Origin of the sequence: Klebsiella sp. DY2415, assembly GCF_026314315.1 — a bacterium.
In the GTDB taxonomy this organism is placed as follows: domain Bacteria; phylum Pseudomonadota; class Gammaproteobacteria; order Enterobacterales; family Enterobacteriaceae; genus Klebsiella; species Klebsiella ornithinolytica.
This window is the reverse complement of record NZ_CP111115.1, coordinates 4,444,108-4,462,016: the sequence shown is the minus strand read 5'-3', so window position 1 is coordinate 4,462,016 and position 17,909 is coordinate 4,444,108. Positions and strand designations below refer to the sequence as shown.

18 protein-coding genes are annotated in these 17,909 nt (G+C 60.4%); 6 read left to right on the top strand and 12 right to left on the bottom strand.

The window, feature by feature from the left end; translation table 11 throughout:
• Positions 1-62 precede the first annotated feature (62 nt).
• From OQV00_RS21235 to OQV00_RS21225, 3 genes are read left to right on the top strand one after another with little or no spacing between them, the layout of a single operon-like run.
• Positions 63-1,631 carry an ABC transporter permease gene (locus OQV00_RS21235; protein WP_165552240.1) on the top strand — a complete coding sequence of 523 codons (1,569 nt, stop codon included), beginning with the start codon at positions 63-65 and terminating at the stop codon, positions 1,629-1,631.
• On the top strand, positions 1,628-2,371 hold the full coding sequence (locus OQV00_RS21230; RefSeq protein WP_015585071.1) for an ABC transporter ATP-binding protein: 744 nt from the start codon (positions 1,628-1,630) through the stop codon (positions 2,369-2,371). The genes OQV00_RS21235 and OQV00_RS21230 overlap by 4 nt, the downstream gene beginning before the upstream one ends.
• 24 nt (positions 2,372-2,395) lie before the next feature.
• Positions 2,396-4,183: an aryl-sulfate sulfotransferase gene (locus OQV00_RS21225; RefSeq protein ID WP_004858358.1), complete on the top strand. Its 1,788-nt coding sequence runs from the start codon at positions 2,396-2,398 to the stop codon at positions 4,181-4,183.
• Positions 4,184-4,207: 24 nt separating this feature from the next.
• Here the strand turns inward: OQV00_RS21225 and OQV00_RS21220 are convergent, their stop codons facing one another.
• Entirely contained in the window at positions 4,208-4,990 is a 783-nt protein-coding gene (locus OQV00_RS21220) for an AraC family transcriptional regulator (RefSeq protein ID WP_004858362.1), read from the bottom strand.
• A gap of 102 nt (positions 4,991-5,092) precedes the next feature.
• Here OQV00_RS21220 and OQV00_RS21215 point away from each other — a divergent pair, with 102 nt between their 5' ends.
• Both OQV00_RS21215 and OQV00_RS21210 read left to right on the top strand, forming a co-directional pair.
• On the top strand, positions 5,093-5,902 hold the full coding sequence (locus OQV00_RS21215; RefSeq protein WP_064359947.1) for a sulfite exporter TauE/SafE family protein: 810 nt from the start codon (positions 5,093-5,095) through the stop codon (positions 5,900-5,902).
• 178 nt (positions 5,903-6,080) lie between these two features.
• Complete coding sequence (locus tag OQV00_RS21210) at positions 6,081-6,743, top strand: HAD family hydrolase (RefSeq protein WP_266279383.1); 663 nt, start codon at positions 6,081-6,083, stop codon at positions 6,741-6,743.
• A 69-nt stretch (positions 6,744-6,812) separates the two neighbouring features.
• Here the strand turns inward: OQV00_RS21210 and phnE (OQV00_RS21205) are convergent, their stop codons facing one another.
• From phnE (OQV00_RS21205) to OQV00_RS21170, 8 genes are all read right to left on the bottom strand, one after another.
• Positions 6,813-7,694: a phosphonate ABC transporter, permease protein PhnE gene (phnE, locus tag OQV00_RS21205; protein ID WP_004858372.1), complete on the bottom strand. Its 882-nt coding sequence runs from the start codon at positions 7,692-7,694 to the stop codon at positions 6,813-6,815.
• Entirely contained in the window at positions 7,691-8,563 is an 873-nt protein-coding gene (gene phnE, locus OQV00_RS21200) for a phosphonate ABC transporter, permease protein PhnE (protein WP_044347141.1), read from the bottom strand. The genes phnE (OQV00_RS21205) and phnE (OQV00_RS21200) overlap by 4 nt, the downstream gene beginning before the upstream one ends.
• Positions 8,564-8,630: 67 nt before the next feature.
• Positions 8,631-9,572 (bottom strand): phosphonate ABC transporter substrate-binding protein, encoded by a 942-nt coding sequence (phnD, locus tag OQV00_RS21195; RefSeq protein ID WP_266279381.1) that lies wholly within the window; start codon positions 9,570-9,572, stop codon positions 8,631-8,633.
• 23 nt (positions 9,573-9,595) lie between these two features.
• The gene (gene phnC / locus OQV00_RS21190) at positions 9,596-10,438 is read right to left on the bottom strand and encodes a phosphonate ABC transporter ATP-binding protein (protein ID WP_004858380.1); all 843 of its coding nucleotides are present in this window, start codon (positions 10,436-10,438) and stop codon (positions 9,596-9,598) included.
• 172 nt (positions 10,439-10,610) lie between these two features.
• Complete coding sequence (locus tag OQV00_RS21185) at positions 10,611-11,315, bottom strand: amino acid ABC transporter permease (protein WP_004858383.1); 705 nt, start codon at positions 11,313-11,315, stop codon at positions 10,611-10,613.
• Complete coding sequence (locus OQV00_RS21180) at positions 11,305-12,057, bottom strand: amino acid ABC transporter permease (protein ID WP_004858385.1); 753 nt, start codon at positions 12,055-12,057, stop codon at positions 11,305-11,307. Before OQV00_RS21180 ends, OQV00_RS21185 begins: the two co-directional genes overlap by 11 nt.
• The gene (locus tag OQV00_RS21175) at positions 12,054-12,872 is read right to left on the bottom strand and encodes an amino acid ABC transporter ATP-binding protein (protein WP_064357462.1); all 819 of its coding nucleotides are present in this window, start codon (positions 12,870-12,872) and stop codon (positions 12,054-12,056) included. The genes OQV00_RS21180 and OQV00_RS21175 overlap by 4 nt, the downstream gene beginning before the upstream one ends.
• 1 nt (position 12,873) lies before the next feature.
• Entirely contained in the window at positions 12,874-13,683 is an 810-nt protein-coding gene (locus OQV00_RS21170) for an ABC transporter substrate-binding protein (RefSeq protein ID WP_004858392.1), read from the bottom strand.
• Between the two features lie 250 nt (positions 13,684-13,933).
• Here OQV00_RS21170 and OQV00_RS21165 point away from each other — a divergent pair, with 250 nt between their 5' ends.
• Positions 13,934-14,110 (top strand): hypothetical protein, encoded by a 177-nt coding sequence (locus OQV00_RS21165; protein ID WP_015585065.1) that lies wholly within the window; start codon positions 13,934-13,936, stop codon positions 14,108-14,110.
• A gap of 106 nt (positions 14,111-14,216) precedes the next feature.
• Here the strand turns inward: OQV00_RS21165 and eutC are convergent, their stop codons facing one another.
• Genes eutC through eat form a run of 3 tightly spaced genes read right to left on the bottom strand, consistent with a single transcriptional unit; the run spans position 14,217 to position 17,770 of the window.
• Positions 14,217-14,996, bottom strand: coding sequence for an ethanolamine ammonia-lyase subunit EutC (eutC, locus tag OQV00_RS21160; protein WP_266279379.1), 780 nt, complete (start codon positions 14,994-14,996; stop codon positions 14,217-14,219).
• On the bottom strand, positions 14,993-16,381 hold the full coding sequence (locus OQV00_RS21155) for an ethanolamine ammonia-lyase subunit EutB (protein ID WP_015585064.1): 1,389 nt from the start codon (positions 16,379-16,381) through the stop codon (positions 14,993-14,995). The genes eutC and OQV00_RS21155 overlap by 4 nt, the downstream gene beginning before the upstream one ends.
• Before the next feature lie 9 nt (positions 16,382-16,390).
• Positions 16,391-17,770: an ethanolamine permease gene (gene eat, locus OQV00_RS21150; RefSeq protein ID WP_004858404.1), complete on the bottom strand. Its 1,380-nt coding sequence runs from the start codon at positions 17,768-17,770 to the stop codon at positions 16,391-16,393.
• Positions 17,771-17,909: the final 139 nt, after the last annotated feature.

Sequence of the window (17,909 nt, the reverse complement as noted above, 5' to 3'; positions counted from 1 at the left end):
CAATGACGCCAGACGGCGAGGACGGTTTTATAGGGTGATGATTTCACTCAAAACGGACCGCTATGTCGCAGATGATCTTGAAAAGACGCAGGCTCTCCTGGCCTGCTATCAGGCTAAACGGCTGGCCCTTGCTGCTGCCGGCGCTGATCGTGCTGCTGTGGCACATCGCCGCCGTAGAGCGCTGGATGCCGGAGCAGATCCTGCCCGCCCCGGCGGTCGTCGCCGATACCGCGCTGTCGCTCCTCAGCGGCGATTTGCTGGCGCAATGGGGGTTTAGCCTCCAGCACCTGGCCGTCGGGCTGCTGCTGGGGGTGGCGGCGGGTACCCTCCTGGGGGCGTTGTTTGGTCTCGTACCGGCCGCGGCTCAGCGGGTAGAACCGCTATTTTATGCCCTGGCGCAGATCCCCACCCTCGGCTGGATCCCGCTGTTTATGGTGCTGTTTGGCATCGATAACGGCCTGAAGCTGGCGGTTATCGTCAAAACCACTCTTGTCCCGATGACTATCCACACGCAACTGGCGGTGACCAGCGTCTCGCCAGCGCTGGGGGAAGCGGCGCAGGTGATGAATTTTTCCCGCTGGCAGAGGCTGCGTTGGCTGGTGATTCCCGCGAGCCTGCCGGGCTGGTTTACCGGCCTGCGGCTGGCGCTATCCCAGGCCTGGGTGTCGTTGATTGTTGTCGAGCTGCTGGCCTCGTCGGAAGGGATCGGCTACCTGATGGTCTGGGGCCGCCAGCTGTTTCAGCTGGATATTGTCTTCGTCACCATCGCGGTGGTGGGGCTGAGCGGGTTGTTGATGGAGTGGGCGGCCAACCGGGTCTATGCCCGGCTGGTCTTCTGGCCGCAGGCCGCTACCGGACGGCTGGCCTGGAAGCCGCAGGCCAGCTGGCATGCATTCCAGCTGCCGCTGATCCTGCTGGTGCTGTGGCAGCTGGCCAGCCATCGCGGCTGGATCGACAGCACATTATTCTCTTCGCCGCTGGCGGTGGCGCAGCGCTTTATGGCCGGAGCGGTCAGCGGGGAACTGCCCGTTGCGATGCTGGCCAGTCTGGGACGGGCCTTTGCCGGCGGCGCGCTGGGGATCGCGATTGGGCTGCTGTGCGGATTGCTGCTTGCCCTGCGCCCGCGCGCCGGGCAGATATTGACCCCGACGCTGAATGTCCTGCGCCATATCGCGCTCTTTGCCTGGCTGCCGCTGCTGACCGCGTGGGTCGGCAACGATAACGGCGGAAAAATCGTGTTTATCGCCCTGGCTTCTTTCTTCCCGATGTTTTTCAGCACCTTGCAGGCCGTCAGCCAGCGCGATCTGCAGCTTGATGAAGTGGCAAAGGTGCTGCGCTTTGCCCCGCTGACCCGTCTGCGGGCGCTGATTTTACCGGGGGCGGCGCCGGGCATATTTGCCGGTCTGCGCCTGGCGTTGATTTATGCGTGGCTGGGCAACATCGGCGCGGAATATTTCATGTCCTCCGGGACCGGTATCGGCAGTCTGATGATCAACGCCCAGCAGCTACTGGATATGCCGACCATTCTCTGCGGCATGGTGCTGATTGGTATCACCGGCGCGGCGCTGGATAAAGCCGGACGTTTACTGGAATCTCGCGCCACCCGCTGGCGCCAACAGGAGCAACTATGACCGCCTCGACCCTGGTCTCTTTTCGCCACGTGCGTAAATCCTGGCAACAGGTGACGGCACTCCAGAACTTCAGCCTCGACATCGCCGCCGGCGAACTGGTGGTGCTGGTTGGCAGCAGCGGCTGCGGCAAATCTACGCTGCTACGGATGTTGATTGGCCTTGAGCCGGTGACGCAGGGGGAGATCCGCATCAACGGCGAGCCGGTACGCGGCGTGGGCAAAGAGCGCGGTATCGTCTTTCAGGAGCCGCGGCTGTTTCCGTGGCTGACGGTGATCGACAACGTGATGCTGGGCCTCGCGGATGAAAAGCTGAGTCGTGGGGTGAAGCGCCAGCGCGCGCTGGCGATGCTGGAGCGCGTACAGCTGCAGGAGTTCGCCCATGCGCTGCCATCCCGGCTTTCCGGCGGGATGGCCCAGCGGGTGGCGATTGCCCGCGGGCTGATCGCCAGTCCGCAAATTCTGATGCTTGATGAGCCCTTCGGCGCGCTGGATGCCCTGACGCGCCATACCCTGCAGCAGGAGCTGCTGCATATTCATCGCAGCGCGGGGACCACCACGCTACTGGTGACCCACGATGTGGAAGAGGCGGTGGCGCTGGCCGACCGGGTCGTGGTGCTCTCTCCCCGTCCGGGTCGGATTCGTGAGGTGGTGACGCTGGCGCTACCGCATCCGCGACAGCGCGATGATGAGTCGTTCTCCGCCGCCTGCCGCCAGATTCGTAACTTGATTACTTGTGCCTGATTTGACTATTTAAGGAGTGACAATATGGGACATCCTTCCGTCTACCCGACCGGCGCCACGCTTTACGATCCGCAGCGCGCATGGAGCGGCTATACCGTTTTTCAGGCCACCGAACGCGGGGCGATTCTGGTCGATATGAATGGCAACGTGGTCCGTGAATGGCCCGAGCTGCACGGCTTTCCGAATAAGATCCTGCCCGGCGGGACGATTCTGGGCCACAGCGGCGAACGCGATCCCCGCTACGGTATGCAGGATATGCTCGACCTGATTCAGGTGGACTGGGAAGGCAATATCACCTGGAAATTTGACCGCTATGAGCAGGTGAGCGACCCGGGTCAGACACCGCGCTGGATGGCGCGCGCGCACCATGATTATCAGCGCGCCGGGAATCCGGTGGGCTATTACGCTCCGGGGCTGGAGCCGCAGGTTGACGGCGGCAACACCTTGATTCTGGCCCACACCAACCTGGTGAATGAAGAGATTTCCGACAAGCTGCTGCTCGATGACACCATCATTGAGGTCGACTGGCAGGGCAATGTGGTGTGGGAATGGCGCTGCAGCGATCATTTCCACGAGCTGGGTTTTGACGACGCGGCGCGTGCGGCGCTGCGTAATAACCCCAATATGCGCGCCAGCGGCGGCGGGATGGGGGACTGGATGCACATCAACTCCATGTCGGCGCTGGGACCGAACAAATGGTATGACGCCGGCGACGCGCGTTTCCATCCTGACAACATTATCTGGGACGCGCGCGAATCCAACATTATCGCCATTATCGATAAACAGAGCGGCAAGATCGTCTGGCAGCTCGGCCCGGACTACAGCAAACCGGAGCTGAAGCACATCGGCTGGATTATCGGCCAGCACCATGCGCATATGATCCCCCAGGGACTGCCGGGGGCGGGCAATATTCTGATCTTCGATAACGGCGGCTGGGCCGGGTACGGCGCCCCCAATCCGGCGTCGGCGGACGGGGTGAAAAATGCCTGGCGCGACTATTCGCGGATCCTTGAGATCAACCCGGTGACGCTCGATATCGAATGGCGCTACTCGCCGTATGAGGCGGATCTCCCGCAGCCAACCGATTCGTATCGGTTCTATAGCCCGTATATCAGCAATATGCAGCGCCTGGAAAACGGCAATACCCTCATCAACGAAGGTTCCAACGGCCGCATTTTTGAAGTGACCCGCGACCATGAAATTGTCTGGGAATATATTTCGCCATTCTGGGGCAAGACGTTGAATAACAATATGGTTTACCGCGCCTACCGTATTCCGTATGCCTGGATCCCGCAGCTGGCGCAACCGTCCGAAGTCCCGATTGCGGCGGTTGACGTGCGGACTTTACGCCAGCCCGGTGCAGCGGCGGCAGGTCCGGCGCAGAGCGTGGTGCGCGTCGCCGGCGTGCAGCCCTACAGTAAAAGCGCCGATGCGCTGTGTGTGGCGACCGATAACGATACCCTGCGTCGCAGCCCGAAACTGTTCCGCGTCGCGGAGAGCCGGTTCACACCGCTGAGCGCGGAAAGCGAGCTGCATAGTGCGTCTGCGCTGCTGTTGTTCGTCGGCGCCGAACGCTGCGTCCACTGCCGTAAGCTGTGGCAGCTGCTGGGTCATGCGAACCTCGCAAGCCACCTGGCGGCGCTGGAGACACGCTATCTGGATGCCGATCGCCATCAGGAACTGGCGACAGCGCTGGGGGTTCGTGGTTTACCTGCGCTGCTGATGGTGAAATCGGGTCAACCGACGGCGCGGGCCCCGGCGGATCTCTCCGTGGCGAGCCTGCTGGACTGGCTGCAGAGCGCGGTGCGGTAACGCCGACTGGAAAGGGCGGCGGCGTCAGACCGGGCCGCCGTTCATCTGGCGGACAAACGCGGTGGGCGCCTGGCCAATCGTTTTACGAAACATGCTGGTAAAGGCCGCCGGGTGTTCATATCCCAGGCTGAGCGCCACGTCGGTGATCGTTCTGCCTTCTCGCAGCGCCGTCAGGGCGTACATCAGGCAGGCCTGCTGGCGCCAGTCGCGAAATGCCATGCCGGTCTGCTGGCGAAACAGGCGATGAAAAGTCCGGGCGCTTTTATTCAGCCTGGCGGCCCACTGTTCCGGGGTGCTGTGAATATCCGGCTGGCGCAGAAAGTCGCTGCACAGCGCAACCAGCGGCGCGCTCTGCGGCAGGGGGGTAAACATCGGCAGCGGAGTGGCGGCCTTCAACTCATGCAAAACCAGTTCGATTAACGCGCCATCGTGTCCGTCTTCGTGGTAAAGCAGCGGTAGCTGGCAGGCGCTCAGCAGCAGCTGATGCAACAGGGGAGAGACCTGCAGCACCTCGCAGCGTTCTCCGGCACGCGGCGCCGCATCCGGTTCGATGTACAGGCTGTGGGTGCTGACTCCCGGCATCAGCACCCGGTGCGGGCGGGTAGCCGGGATCCACACGCCGCTGTAGGGCGGAACCAGCCACTGCCCGTCATCCGTTTCCACCTTCATCATCCCGTTCATGGCATAGAGAAACTGCGCCCGGCGATGGCTGTGGCGCGCCAGCTGCGTATTGGCCGGGTAATCGCTGCCCAGCGCCAGCACCCGGCGCGGGAGGTCATCGACATCGTTCACCGCAATATTGCGCATGACGCATCCTTCTGGCTGAAAATCGTAAGATGATGGCTTTTAATCGTAAGTCAGCCATGTCGTTATTCTATATCGTGATGACTCTGAATGGAGGAGAATCGAATGATGTGCTGGCTTTTTATCTGCGGTGTAGCGTGTGGCGTCACGACCTGGCTGTTTGGTTTTGGCGGCGGTTTTGTCACCGTGCCGCTGATCTCTCTTCTGGTGACCGCGGCGTGGGGCGCGCAGAGCGATGTCGGCGGGCAGGCGATGCATATTGCGGTGGCCACCTCTGCGCTGGTGATGCTCTGCGCGGCGCTGCTGGCAACCTGGCGTCATCTTCGCAGTGGAACGCTGTGCTGGCGTCCTCTGCGGATGATGTTCGTGGGCATTGCCCTTGGGGGGATCGCCGGGGCGTTGCTGGCGCTCTCGGCGAACGGGCGGTGGATTCGCTGGCTGTTCGTCAGCTATCTGCTGGTGACCATTCTCGACTGCTATTTTCGTCCGGGTTTTATGGCCCCTGGCGTCCGACGTTCTGCGCCGGTTGCCGTGCGCGAGCTGACGACGGGAGGCGTAATTGGCCTGATCGCGTCGTTTCTTGGCGTCGGTGGCAGCGTCATGACCGTTCCGTTGATGCGTCGTCGCGGCGCGACGATGCCGGAAGCGGCGGCAACGGCCAATGTGCTGACGCTGCCGCTGTCGGCGAGCGCTACCGCCACGTGGGTGGCGATGACCGGCGTATCGCCCACAGGGCTGCCGGCAGGATTTTTGGGGCATATCTGGCTGTCGGCCGCGGCATTGCTGGTCGCCGGCAGCTGGCTGGGACTGCGGTTAGCCGCCCGTTGGCTGACACGTCTGCCGGATCGCTGGCACGCGCGGATTTACCCGCTGTTGCTGATAGCGGTACTGCTGGTGATGAGCCTTCAGGGATAGTCGTAGGGCGACATTAATGTCGTCATGGTTCGCGGCATATCGCCACCGATCCGCTAATCTGACCCGTTTTTCCTCTCTTTTTGCTACCCTTTGTCCGGTGCGCAGGCGAGTCATTCTCCTGTCATCTTCGTTAAGCATGCTCTGGCGAGCCAATTTTGCTGATTAGGGAAAATGAACAATGTCCAAAAATCTGACGATTTTCGATCTGGATAATACCTTGATTAAGGGCGACAGCAGCACGGTATGGAGCCGGTTCCTGGTGCGGGAAGGGTGGGTGAGCGATCCGGCGTATCTGGTGCGGGAGGCGATGCTGATGGACGATTACGATCGCGGTGAAATGAATATCGCCGACTACGTCGCCTTAATCCAGGCGCCGCTCATTGGCGTGCCGAAGGCGGAGGTCGATGCGCTGGTGGCTCGCTGCGTGCAGCAGGATATTATGCCGCGCGTCTATCCGCAGGCGTGGGATCTGCTGCAAACCCTGCGTGCGCAGGGCGAACAGATGCTGGTGATTTCGGCCTCGGTTAGCCTGTTGGTGCAGGCGGTGGCCTCGGCGTTGGGGATTGAGCAGGCGTTAGGTATCGACGTGGAGATGGCCGACGGCGGCTATAGCGGAGTGATTGCCGGTACGCCAAGCTACCAGCAGGGAAAAGTGGTGCGGCTGGCGGCATGGCAGAAAACCTGGCCGCACGAGAGCGGCGAGGTGACCTTCTATACCGATTCGATCAATGACCTGCCGCTGTGTCTGCATGCAGACCATGTCCGACTGGTTAACCCGTGTCCGCAGCTGACGGCGGTGAATGCCAGCTACAACTGGCCGGTGCTGGCGTGGAGCCTTTGAGCCCGATTTTTACCGGGCCCCCGGCATCATCCCTGCCGGCTCTGCTGCCCCGGTAGCCGGGGAGGCAGGTTACTCCGCTTTGAACAAGGGCACCACGTTGCCGCCAATATAGCGGCGGCGTAGCCACGCCGAGAGCGTGTCCATCGCCATGACCACGACGACCAGCAGCAGGGTGATAAACATCACCACGTCCCAGTTCCACAGCCGCATGTTTTCCGCATAAATCAGGCCGATACCGCCGGCGCCGACGAAGCCTAACACCGCGGCGGAGCGGGTATTCGACTCAATCTGATACAGGCTCAGCGCCAGAAATGTCGGGAAAGACTGGGTAAAAATGCCAAAGCGATGCTTCTGCAAGCCGTTTGCGCCCACGGCGGTTAGTCCGCGCCCCGGTGAGCGGTCAACCGCCTCATGTCCTTCCGCATACAGCCGCCCGAGCAGTCCGGTATCCTGCATAATAATTGCCAGCACCCCGGCCAGCGGCCCAAGGCCCACGGCGCGGACAAAAATCAGCCCCCAGATAGCCATATCAATACCGCGCAGCACGTCAAACAGGCGGCGCATCAGCAGGGCGATAAATCCGGGAATCAACCCGCGCATAATGTTACGTGCCGCGAGGAAAGAGAGCAGCAGCGCAATCACCGTTGCGGTCAGGGTCCCGACGAAGACAATCGCCAGAGTGATGCCGATTTGCGTGAAGTAGTAGGCAAACGGCCAGTTGAAAAAGTCGTGCCAGACAAACATCCGCAGCAGATAGCGGCTAATTTGCTGCAGACCGGTGGTGAGCTGCTCGCCGCTGATGCCAAACTGGGTAAAAAACCAGACGTAGTAAAGTAAGCTTGCCAGCGTCAGCAGAGCGACGAAACGCAAATAGCGCCCCTGGGCTTGATACAGTTGACGATGCTGCCGACGGCTGGCGGCGACATCCGGTTGGCTTTGCCATTGACTCATTTTTTGCCCTCAAGAACCCACTGCCGCAGGCGGCCGGACAGCATATCCAGCAGCGACACCACGATGATGATCAGCAGCAGCGTGATGCTGACCTGATCGTAACGATCCAGCTTGATGTTGGTCATCAGCTCCTGACCGATCCCGCCGGCGCCCACCAGCCCAAGAATGGTTGACGAGCGAAAGTTAATCTCCAGACGCATAAAGCCGTAGGAGAGAAAAATCGGTTTGACCTGCGGCCACAGCGCGAAGCGAATGCGCTGGATCGGTGAAGCCCCGCAGGCCATCAGGCCGCGTACCGGTTTGTCCTGTGCGCTTTCCACCGCTTCGTAAAACAGCTTGGTCAGGCTGCCGATGGTGTGCAGCATCAGGGCCAGAAATCCGGGAATGGCGCCGATGCCGAAGGCCATCACGAAAATCACCGCCCACGCCAGCTCCGGCATGGTGCGTAAAAATGCCACCACAACGCGGATGGCAAAACGCAGCGGCGTCGGTGACCAGGCGTTATTGGCGGCGAGGAACGCCAGCAGAGTGGCAATGACCACCGCAATCAGAGTGGAAGCCAGCGCCAGCTGTAATGTTTCCCAGATCAGCGGTAGCTGAATCGGCAGACGATAGCCCCAGTAGGCCAGCGAGCCTTTGGTGTGGACATCGGCGAACAGAGCGCTGACGTGCAGCGTCGGCAGCGTCTCAAACATGTAATCGAGAAAATTCGGCAGCGAGCGCCAGATGGTGAAGAGATTAAATTCAGCGGCGCTGCCGGCGGCGAAATAAAGCACCAGCAGGAGCAGCGACCAGCTAAAGGTATCGCGCTTTTGTCGCGCGCGTACCTGCTGGTAATAACGTTCAAATTCGGTATTCGGTATATTCATACGTCGATGGGTCTTCAGTATGCCGCCGCCTCACGCGGGCCTACGCGGAGGCGGCGTTGGGGCGGGATTAACGGGCGCTTACCAGCTCGCGTTTCATATCGATAATCTGCTGGAAGTCAGCCACGCTACCCGGGCCGATATGCTGAGTACCGCCCATGGCTTTCACAAAGCAGGCGTGGTCCTCGGTATCCAGCTTTTTGATCGCGCTGATGACTTTGGCTTTAAAGTCAGCCGGCAGCGCGTTGCTGACCAGGAGCGGTCCGTTGGGGATCAGCGGCGATTGCCAGATGATACGGATCTGCTTCATCAGATCCGGGTGATCCATACGAATCAGGCGGTTGAAGGCACCGACGCTATAGCCGCTGTTGTAGTCGCCGACCATCGACGTCCAGGTGACCGCACCCGCGAACTGGCCGTTCAGCACGCCCAGGATGTCCTGCTCGTGGCCGCCGGAGAAGGTTACGCTGGAGAAGAAGTTGTTGTATTTGTTATCCGAAGTACCGCCGAATTTCTGTTTGAAGGCGTGGTTCGGGATCAAATAGCCGGAAGTGGAGTCCGGATCGGCGAAGCCGAAGGCTTTGCCCTTCAGATCGTCTAACGATTTATACGGGCTGTCGGCTTTGACAACGACCACCGAGTGGTAGCCGCGGGACTGATCTTTATCATCCACGGCGATACCGACAATATCCACCGCTTTCGGGTTATTGATATAAACCGAGGCGTAAGAGGAAGGCGACATACTGAGCACCACGTCGACTTTACCGCCCAGCAGACCCTGAATAACGCCGGAATAGTCAGAGGAGTTGCGTAATTTGGTATCGACGTTCAGCTCTTTGTCGAGAAACTGTTTTACACACTGGTTATCACCAATTTGCTGGGTGGCGTTCTGGCCCCCCAGGATCCCCAGGTTTAACTCTTTCGGCTGCTCCGCAGCGCCTGCCTGCCATGCCATCATCATTCCCGCGACCGCGGCGGATATACGAACTGCACCAGTGATGTATTGTTTCATTATCTTGTCCGTGTGAGTGGAAATTAATGCAATTGGCTAATTTCATCCCCGTACAGCTGATGCAGAATATCCTGAGTCAGCAGTAAGGGATGGTCGTCAAAAATAATGTTGCCCTTCGCTACGCCAATAACCCGCGTGCAATACTCTTTCACCAGTTCCACCGAGTGCAGGTTCACCATCACGCTGATGCCCTGTTCGCTGATTTCGCGCAGTACGTTCATGATGCGCTGTGTGTTTTTCGGATCGAGAGAGGCAACCGGCTCATCGGCCAGCAAAATACCGGGGTTCTGCATTAGCGCGCGACAAATCGCCACGCGCTGCATCTGCCCGCCGGAGAGGTTTTCCGCCCGCTGCAGCGCATGCGGCAGCATGTTCATCCATTCGAGCAGGGAGATGGCCCGCGCCCGGTCGGCATCAGGGAAGATTTTAAACAGGGATTTCAGCGTTGAAGTCTGGCTCAGCCGACCCAGCAGCACGTTGGTTAACACGTCAAGACGCGGCACCAGGCAGAAGTCCTGGAAAATCATGCCGCACTCGCTGCGCCAGGCGTTCAGCGCGCGGCCTTTTAGCTTCGCCACATCGTGCGGCATGCCCACTTCCGGGTAGCTGAGGATTTCACCGCCGGTGGCGCTGTGGGTGCCGTTCAGCACATGCAGCAGGGTCGACTTACCGGCACCAGAGCGGCCGATCACGCCCACCAGTTCGCCGGCATGCAGATCAAAACTGATGTTATCGAGTACGGGTTGCTGCGCGCTGTAAGACTTATTCAGGTTGCGCACGCTTAAGACTTTCCGCTGCCGGGCGGTATTCGGCTGACCAAAATGCGGATAATCGGTGTCGGTTACCGCGGCAAGAGAACTATTCATAAGAGCGTCCAGATTCATCATTAAACTGGGCACTATTAATGGCGTTTTATGTGATCGTTATATGACGGTAAGACGAAAAAACAGTGAACGGTGCGGTTATTGCGCGAGCGATGTTGCGCTATCTGCCCGGGAGAGAAGCCAGACCGGCGGCGCACGAATGCGCCGCCGTGTCTTATCCGCGGGCGTAACGCCTGTCGCCGTTGCGCCGGATATAACGACGGTTAGCCAGCAGGCTCAGGCCGCAGCAAAGCAGGTAATAGACCGCGCCGGTGAAGACAAAAATCGCCAGCGGGTAGATCTGCACCCGGTTATTGACCTGGCCGGCAACGGTGGTGAGTTCCGGCACGTTAACAATAAACGCCAGCGACGTATCTTTCAGCAGGTTGATAAAAATCCCCACCAGTGAAGGCTGAACATTGCGCAGCGCCTGCGGCAGCAGGATTAAACGCAGCGCTTGTCCGGCAGAAAATCCCTGGGTTCGTGCCGCTTCAAACTGTCCGGCGGACAATGACTGCAGCCCCGCCAGCACCGAGTGCATCACCGAGGCGGCGGTAAACCACGCCAGCGCCAGGGTGACCGTTACCGCCCCCGGCAGGTCGCTCCCGGTCAGCATCGGCAGCAGATACCAGAGCCAAAAAATGACGAAAATAAGCGGAATGCCGCGAATCAGCTCGGCCCACAGGAACAGCAGTCGGCGCACCAGCCCGCCATAGCGCCAGGCGGCGCCTGCCAGCAGAATGCCGAGAGGAAGCGCCAGCGCCGCGGCGCCGATCGCCATCATCAGCGTCAGCGCCACGCCGCCGGGAATGCCGTCCGCCAGCCGTCCCCACAGCAGGTAATCGAGGTTATCGGCGATGACCGCCAGATTAGCGTTCATGCTGTGCGCTCCTGTGCTGCGTGGCGCCCGGACCCAGACGCGCCAGCGCCATCCCCATCACCACCCCAAGCACCAGATACAGCGCCGTGCCGACGGCGAAGGCCTCCAGCGCATGGGCGTTATAGCTTTCGATTTGCCGCACCTGATAGGTCAGTTCGGCAAAGCCGATGCCGCTGGCCAGCGACGAGAGCTTCATCAGGTTCAGATACTGGCCGATAATCGGTTGCCAGGCGTTCGCCAGCCCCTGCGGCAGCAGAATATGACGCAGTTCGCCCCACGGTGTAAAACCTTGCGCAAGAGCGGCTTCCCGCTGACCGTGACTGACGGCACGCAGCCCGGAGGCGATCTCTTCCACCAGAAATGCCGAGGTGAATACTCCCAGCCCCCACATCGAGCAGAGAAACTCCGGGGTCAGCCACCAGACGTTACCCGGCAGAATGGACCAGGCGTGGTCGGCATTGATGAAATCCCGCGCCGTCAGCGGCAGCAGGTTCCAGGCAGCGAAATACCAGAACAGCAGCTGTACCAGCAGCGGCGTATTGCGAAACAGCGAGACCCAGCAGGCTACCAGGCCGCGTCCGGCGCGGCCGCCGCCTAAGCGCAGCGCCAGCAGCAGTACCGCCAGGACGGTAGCCAGGATCATCCCGGCGAGGCTGACCCACACGGTGGTCAGAAAGCCGGAGATGATCCACTGCAGCGGCTGCCCGCTCAGCACGCCGTGCCAGTCGAGAACCGGGTTCATTCGAGACTCTCCTGGTGCAGCGGATTGAGCACCTTTTGCAGAAAACGCCGCGTGCGGGCGTGCTGTGGCCGGGCGAAAAAGTCCGCCGGCGGCGCCACTTCGAGAATATCGCCGCCGTCGATAAACACCACCCGGTCGGCAATTTCGCGAGCAAACTGCATCTCATGCGTCACGACCACCATGGTAATGCCGCTGTGCGCCAGCTTCTTCATGACCAGCAACACTTCGCCGATCATTTCCGGATCGAGCGCCGAGGTGGGCTCATCGAAAAGAATAATTTGCGGCGACGAGGCGAGGGCGCGGGCAATGGCCACGCGCTGCTGCTGGCCGCCGGAGAGCTGGGCCGGCATCTGGCGGGCTTTATCCTCCAGCCCGACCTGTTGCAGCAGCGCCAGCGCGCGTTCGCGCGCGGCGGCTTTTTCCCAGCCGTGCACGCGCTCCAGCGCCAGGGTGATATTTTCCTGCGCCGTCAGATGGGCATAGAGGTTGAACTGCTGGAAAACAAAGCCCACGCGGCTGCGTAGCTGACGCAGCGCGCTGTCCGTGAGGTGGCGAGTGGGTTTGCCGTCGATCAGAATCTCGCCTCCGCTGAGGGATTCGAGCTGATTGATCAGACGGATCAACGTTGATTTTCCCGATCCTGATGGCCCGAGGATCGCGACTACTTCCCCGGGTTCTACCTGCAGATTGATGCCGTTGAGTACCTGATGGTCGCCGTAGCGTTTTGCCGCCTGGCGAAATTCAATACTGGCGCGCTGCAAATGCGAAAAATCCGCGGACGAAGCCGCGGAGCGTGAAAACAGACCCGATAACATATTATTTAGCTTCTATGGTAAACGCACGCGGCTGTGGAGTTTTGGTGGCAGGGCCAAACCAGACATCATAGATTTTGGCGGCCTGGCCCGATTTTTCCAGATTGACCAGCTCGTCGTTGACCGCTTTCAGCAGCGCCGGTTCGCCTTTCTTGACGCCAACGCCGATCTCCTCTTTGCTCAGCAAATCGGGGATGATTTTAAAGTTAGCTTTGTCCGGCGCCTCTGCCAGCAGGCCAGCGAGAATGGTGCTGTCCTGGGTGATGGCCTGGACGTTGCCGTTACGCAGGGCGGTCAGCGCCAGCGGAATATCGTCATAGGAGAGCACGCGAGACTGCGGGAAACGCTGATGCAGCGCCTGTTCGCCGGTGGTGCCTTTAACCGCGCCGATCCGTGCTTTGCTATAGCTGTCGAGCCGATCGGCAGATTTGACCGGCACGAGGAACTGCTGGCCGGTAACAAAATACGGGGTCGAAAAATCAATGACCTGCGCACGTTCCGGCGTGATGGTAATGTCGGCGACGATCAGGTCGGCCTTCCCGGATTGCAGCAGCGGGATCCGGTTGGCCGGGTTGGTGGCGACCAGCTCCAGTTTTACCCCAAGCGATTTTGCCAACGCCTGGGCGAAATCGACGTCATAGCCCACCAGCTGGTGAGTTTTGGGGTCGACCGAGCCAAACGGCGGGTTGGCGTCGAAGGTGGCGACTTTCACCACGCCGGCGGCTTTAATATCCGCCAGCTGGTCTGCCTGAACCTGTGCGGTCAGCGCCAGAACACCCAGCGCCAGCGCGATTTTCGTTTTTGCAATGCGCATGATTATTTCCCCTGAATCCCTGTTTTTGTTTTGTGCTTATCACGCTCCCACAAACCGACCGTCTCCGGCAAAGAAGAAAAAGTTCTTATCTATAGCAAAAAAGAACTTAGAGAGCGCATGGGTATTTGCCGATGTGACCGGCGGGACGATATGCATCTTCCGGGATTGAAAACCCGGAATTGATATTTCCAGGCTCGGGTCATCTGTGGTTGAAATACGGTCAGGCAAATCGCTTCCCGACGGAGGAAAAATGAAAGTAGCTCTATGGCAACGATTAACGCGCTGGCTGGCTTTTTTATCTAACGGTGAAGCCGGGCAGCAGGATACCCAACGAATGATGGAGGCAATATTGCCGGTCGCCAGCCTTTACGGCGTGGATATCGGCAATGTTGAAACACGGTGGTTCCGTCATGATAAGACATACTGAGCGACGCTGGACGCGTGAAGCCTACTGGAACGAGGTGTGCTTTGTGTAGCGCGAGGCTGCTGGAGGTTGCGGCGAGCGGGATGCCATGCCGCAGCCTCCAGCGGCTTTAAATCTGTGCCATCCCCAGCGGCCTTACCTTGCCATGCAGCGCCGGGTTATCGCTCTCATCCTTAAGACGCACGCCGGTCAAACGACGTAAAAAAGCCTGCTCCAGCAGCCACGCCAGCTTAAAGGCGGCGGCATCATAGCTCAGCCCCTCCGGGCGAATATTCGAAATACAGTTACGCTCCGACTCCAGCCGTTGACGATGCGGTTGCCAGGTGAGATAGACGCCAAGGCTATCCGGCGAAGAGAGCCCCGGCCGCTCGCCGATTAATATCGCCACCGCCCTGGCCTTCAGCGTTTCGCCAATATCATCCCCCAGCGCCACCCGGGACTGATGGGCAAGCACGACCGGCGCAAGGCTTATGCCCAGCGTGTGTAGATAGGGCAGCAGCGCGCGGATCAGCGGCAGAGCCTGACGATGCACGGCATACGAGGAGAGCCCGTCGCCAATTACCAGCAGCAGATCCGCCGGGCGCACGCCGCTGGCGGCGAGATCGGCGCGGCTGGCCTCATCCAGTCGGCGCCCGAGATCCGGACGGTTAAGGTAAATATGCCGATCGCCGGCGGCGCTGCGTACCGTGAGCGAGGAGAGCTCCATTTCCGCCAGCCCCGGTGCCAGCTGTTCGCTGTCAAACGGCCGGTGAATAGCGTCCCGGGCTCTGGCATGAGCCAGACCAAAATTGAGCACTTCGCGCGTGGGCAGGCTGGCGCCGCTGCGCCCCAGCGCAATGCGCGCATCGGTAAATTCACGCAGCGGGTTCCAGGCGTCGGGGGGATTCATACCGGTTCTCCTTGCGGCAGGACGGACAGCAGCGGATGGCGGGCATCGGTCAGACGCAGGGTGCCATCCGGGTCGATAATGCGCATTTTCGTCAGCCAGGCGGCAAACTCCGGGGCGTGTTTCAGGCCGAGTAAGCGACGAGCGTACAGCGCATCGTGAAAGGAGGTGCTCTGATAGTTGAGCATAATATCGTCCGCGCCCGGCACACCGATTAAGAACGTCAGCCCGGCGGTACACAGCAGGGTCAGCAGAGTATCCATATCATCCTGATCCGCTTCGGCGTGGTTGGTATAGCAGACGTCGCAGCCGATCGGCAGCCCCATCAGCTTGCCGCAGAAGTGATCCTCCAGACCGGCGCGGATGATCTGCTTACCGTCGTAGAGATATTCCGGGCCGATAAAACCGACCACCGTATTGACCAGCAGCGGATCAAAATGGCGGGCAACGGCATAGGCGCGCGCTTCGCAGGTCTGCTGATCGACGCCGTGATGCGCATTGGCGGAGAGGGCGCTTCCCTGGCCGGTTTCGAAATACATCACGTTGTTGCCGAGGGTGCCGCGATTCAGGCTTAGCGCCGCCTCACGCGCCTCCTGCAGTAAGGCCAGATTAATACCAAAACCGCTGTTGGCCGCCTCGGTTCCCGCCACCGACTGGAACACCAGATCGACCGGCGCGCCGCGCTCAATCAGCTGCAGGGTGTTGGTGACGTGGGTCAGAATGCAGGACTGAGTGGGGATGGCGAAGCGCTGAATAATATCGTCGAGCATCTGGTTGAGCTGCGCCAGCACCGGCAGGCTGTCGCTTGCCGGGTTAATGCCGATCACCGCATCGCCCGCGCCGTACAGCAGGCCGTCAAGCATGCTGGCGGCGATGCCCTTCATGTCATCCGTCGGGTGATTGGGCTGCAGGCGGACGCTAAGATGACCCGGCAGCCCGATCGTATTGCGAAAACGGGTAATGACCTGGCACTTGCTGGCGGCGAGGATCAGATCCTGATTGCGCATCAGTTTGCTGACTGCCGCCGCCATTTCCGGCGTTATCGCCCGCGCGACCCGTTGCAGGGTGGCGGTATCGGTCGCGTCATCCAGCAACCAGTCGCGAAAATCCCCGACCGTCAGGTGGCGAATAGCGGCGAATCCACCGCTATCGTGGGTGTCGATAATCAGCCGGGTGACCTCATCCTGTTCATATGGGATCGGGGGATTGGCCAGAATCTCGGTCAGCGGGACCTCCGCCAGCGCGATTTTTGCCGCCATTCGCTCTTCGGCGCTTTCGGCGATCACGCCCGCCAGCGCATCGCCGGAGCGCGCCGGAGAGGCCTTCGCCATTAACGTCTTCAGACTATCAAAGCGCCAGACCTGGCCCGATAGCGTTGTTTTATACATGCCGCCTCCTCAGGAGACAATGCGCAGCTGTGGATCCGCCGGCGCACGCTCGCGGGAGGACGCGGTTTTGCGAAACCACAGATAGCCTCCCAGCATCATCGCCGCGAAAATCAGCGCCAGCAGCGGGTTATACCAGACCATCGCCACCAGACAGAGTACCGCCATCGCCAGGGCGAACGCCGGTGCCCACGGGTAGAGCGGCGCGCGGAACGGACGAATCAAATTTGGCTCGCTGCGGCGCAGCTTAAACAGCGCCGCCATCGAGGTGATATACATAACAATAGCGCCAAATACCGACATGGTGACGATACAGGCGGTCAGAGGCATCCCGCTGATGGTAATCAGCGAGTCGGAGAAAATCGCGGCCACGCCAACCACGCCGCCGGCGAGGATTGCCAGATGCGGCGTGCGGGTTCGACGGTTGAGAGTGGCAAGACCGGCAGGGAGATAGCCCGCCCGCGCCAGCGAGTAGATCTGCCGGGAATAGCCCATGATGATGCCGTGAAACGAAGCCACCAGACCGAACAGACCCAGCCACACCAGCATATGCAGCCAGCCGCTGCTGGTGCCGACCACCATTTTCATCGCCTGCGGCAGCGGGTCGTTGATGTTGGCCAGGGTGCGCCAGTCGCCAACGCCGCCGGCAAACACCATCACGCCAAGGGCCAGCACGGTGAGGGTCAGGATCCCGCCCCCCAGCGCGCGTGGGATGGTACGCTGCGGATCTTTTGCCTCTTCGGCCGCCATCGATGCGCCTTCAATGGCCAGAAAGAACCAGATAGCAAAGGGAATCGCGGCAAACATTCCCGGCAGCGCCAGGCCGCTGAAACTCTCTGCGCCTGCCCAGCCGTTGGCGGTAAAGTGGCTCCATGAGAAGCCCGGCGCCACCACGCCCATAAACACCAGCAGTTCGAAAATCGCCAGCAGGGTGACGATCAGCTCAAAGGTGGCGGCAATACCGACGCCGAGAATATTGAGGGTCATAAAGACCACGTAGGCGCCGCAGGCGACCCATTTAGGGTCCAGCGCCGGGAACTGGACGTTAAGATAGGCGCCGATCGCCATGGCAATCGCCGGCGGGGCAAAGACAAACTCAATCAGGGTGGCGAAACCGGCAATAAAACCGCCGGTCGGGCCGAATGCGCGGTAGGCGTAAGCGAAGGGGCCGCCCGCGTGCGGAATGGCGGTGGTCAGCTCGGTAAAGCTAAAGATAAAGGCGCAGTACATGGCGGCAATCGCCAGCGCCACAATCATAAAACCCAAGGTCCCGGCCTGCGACCAGCCGTAGCTCCAGCCAAAATATTCGCCTGAGATGACCAGCCCGACGGCGATCCCCCATAAACGGAAACTGCCGAGCGTTCTTTTTAATGTCGTGGTGTGCCCTGTCATATTCGCTGCCTCGCCAGATGAAGATGAGCAGGACGCTGCAAAGAGGATGCCAGAACAGGGCTGGCGTCTGCGCTTCACCCGGCGGCACAAGATGAACAAAAATGGGGCAAAAGACGGGGCAATCGCGCGACGGGATGGT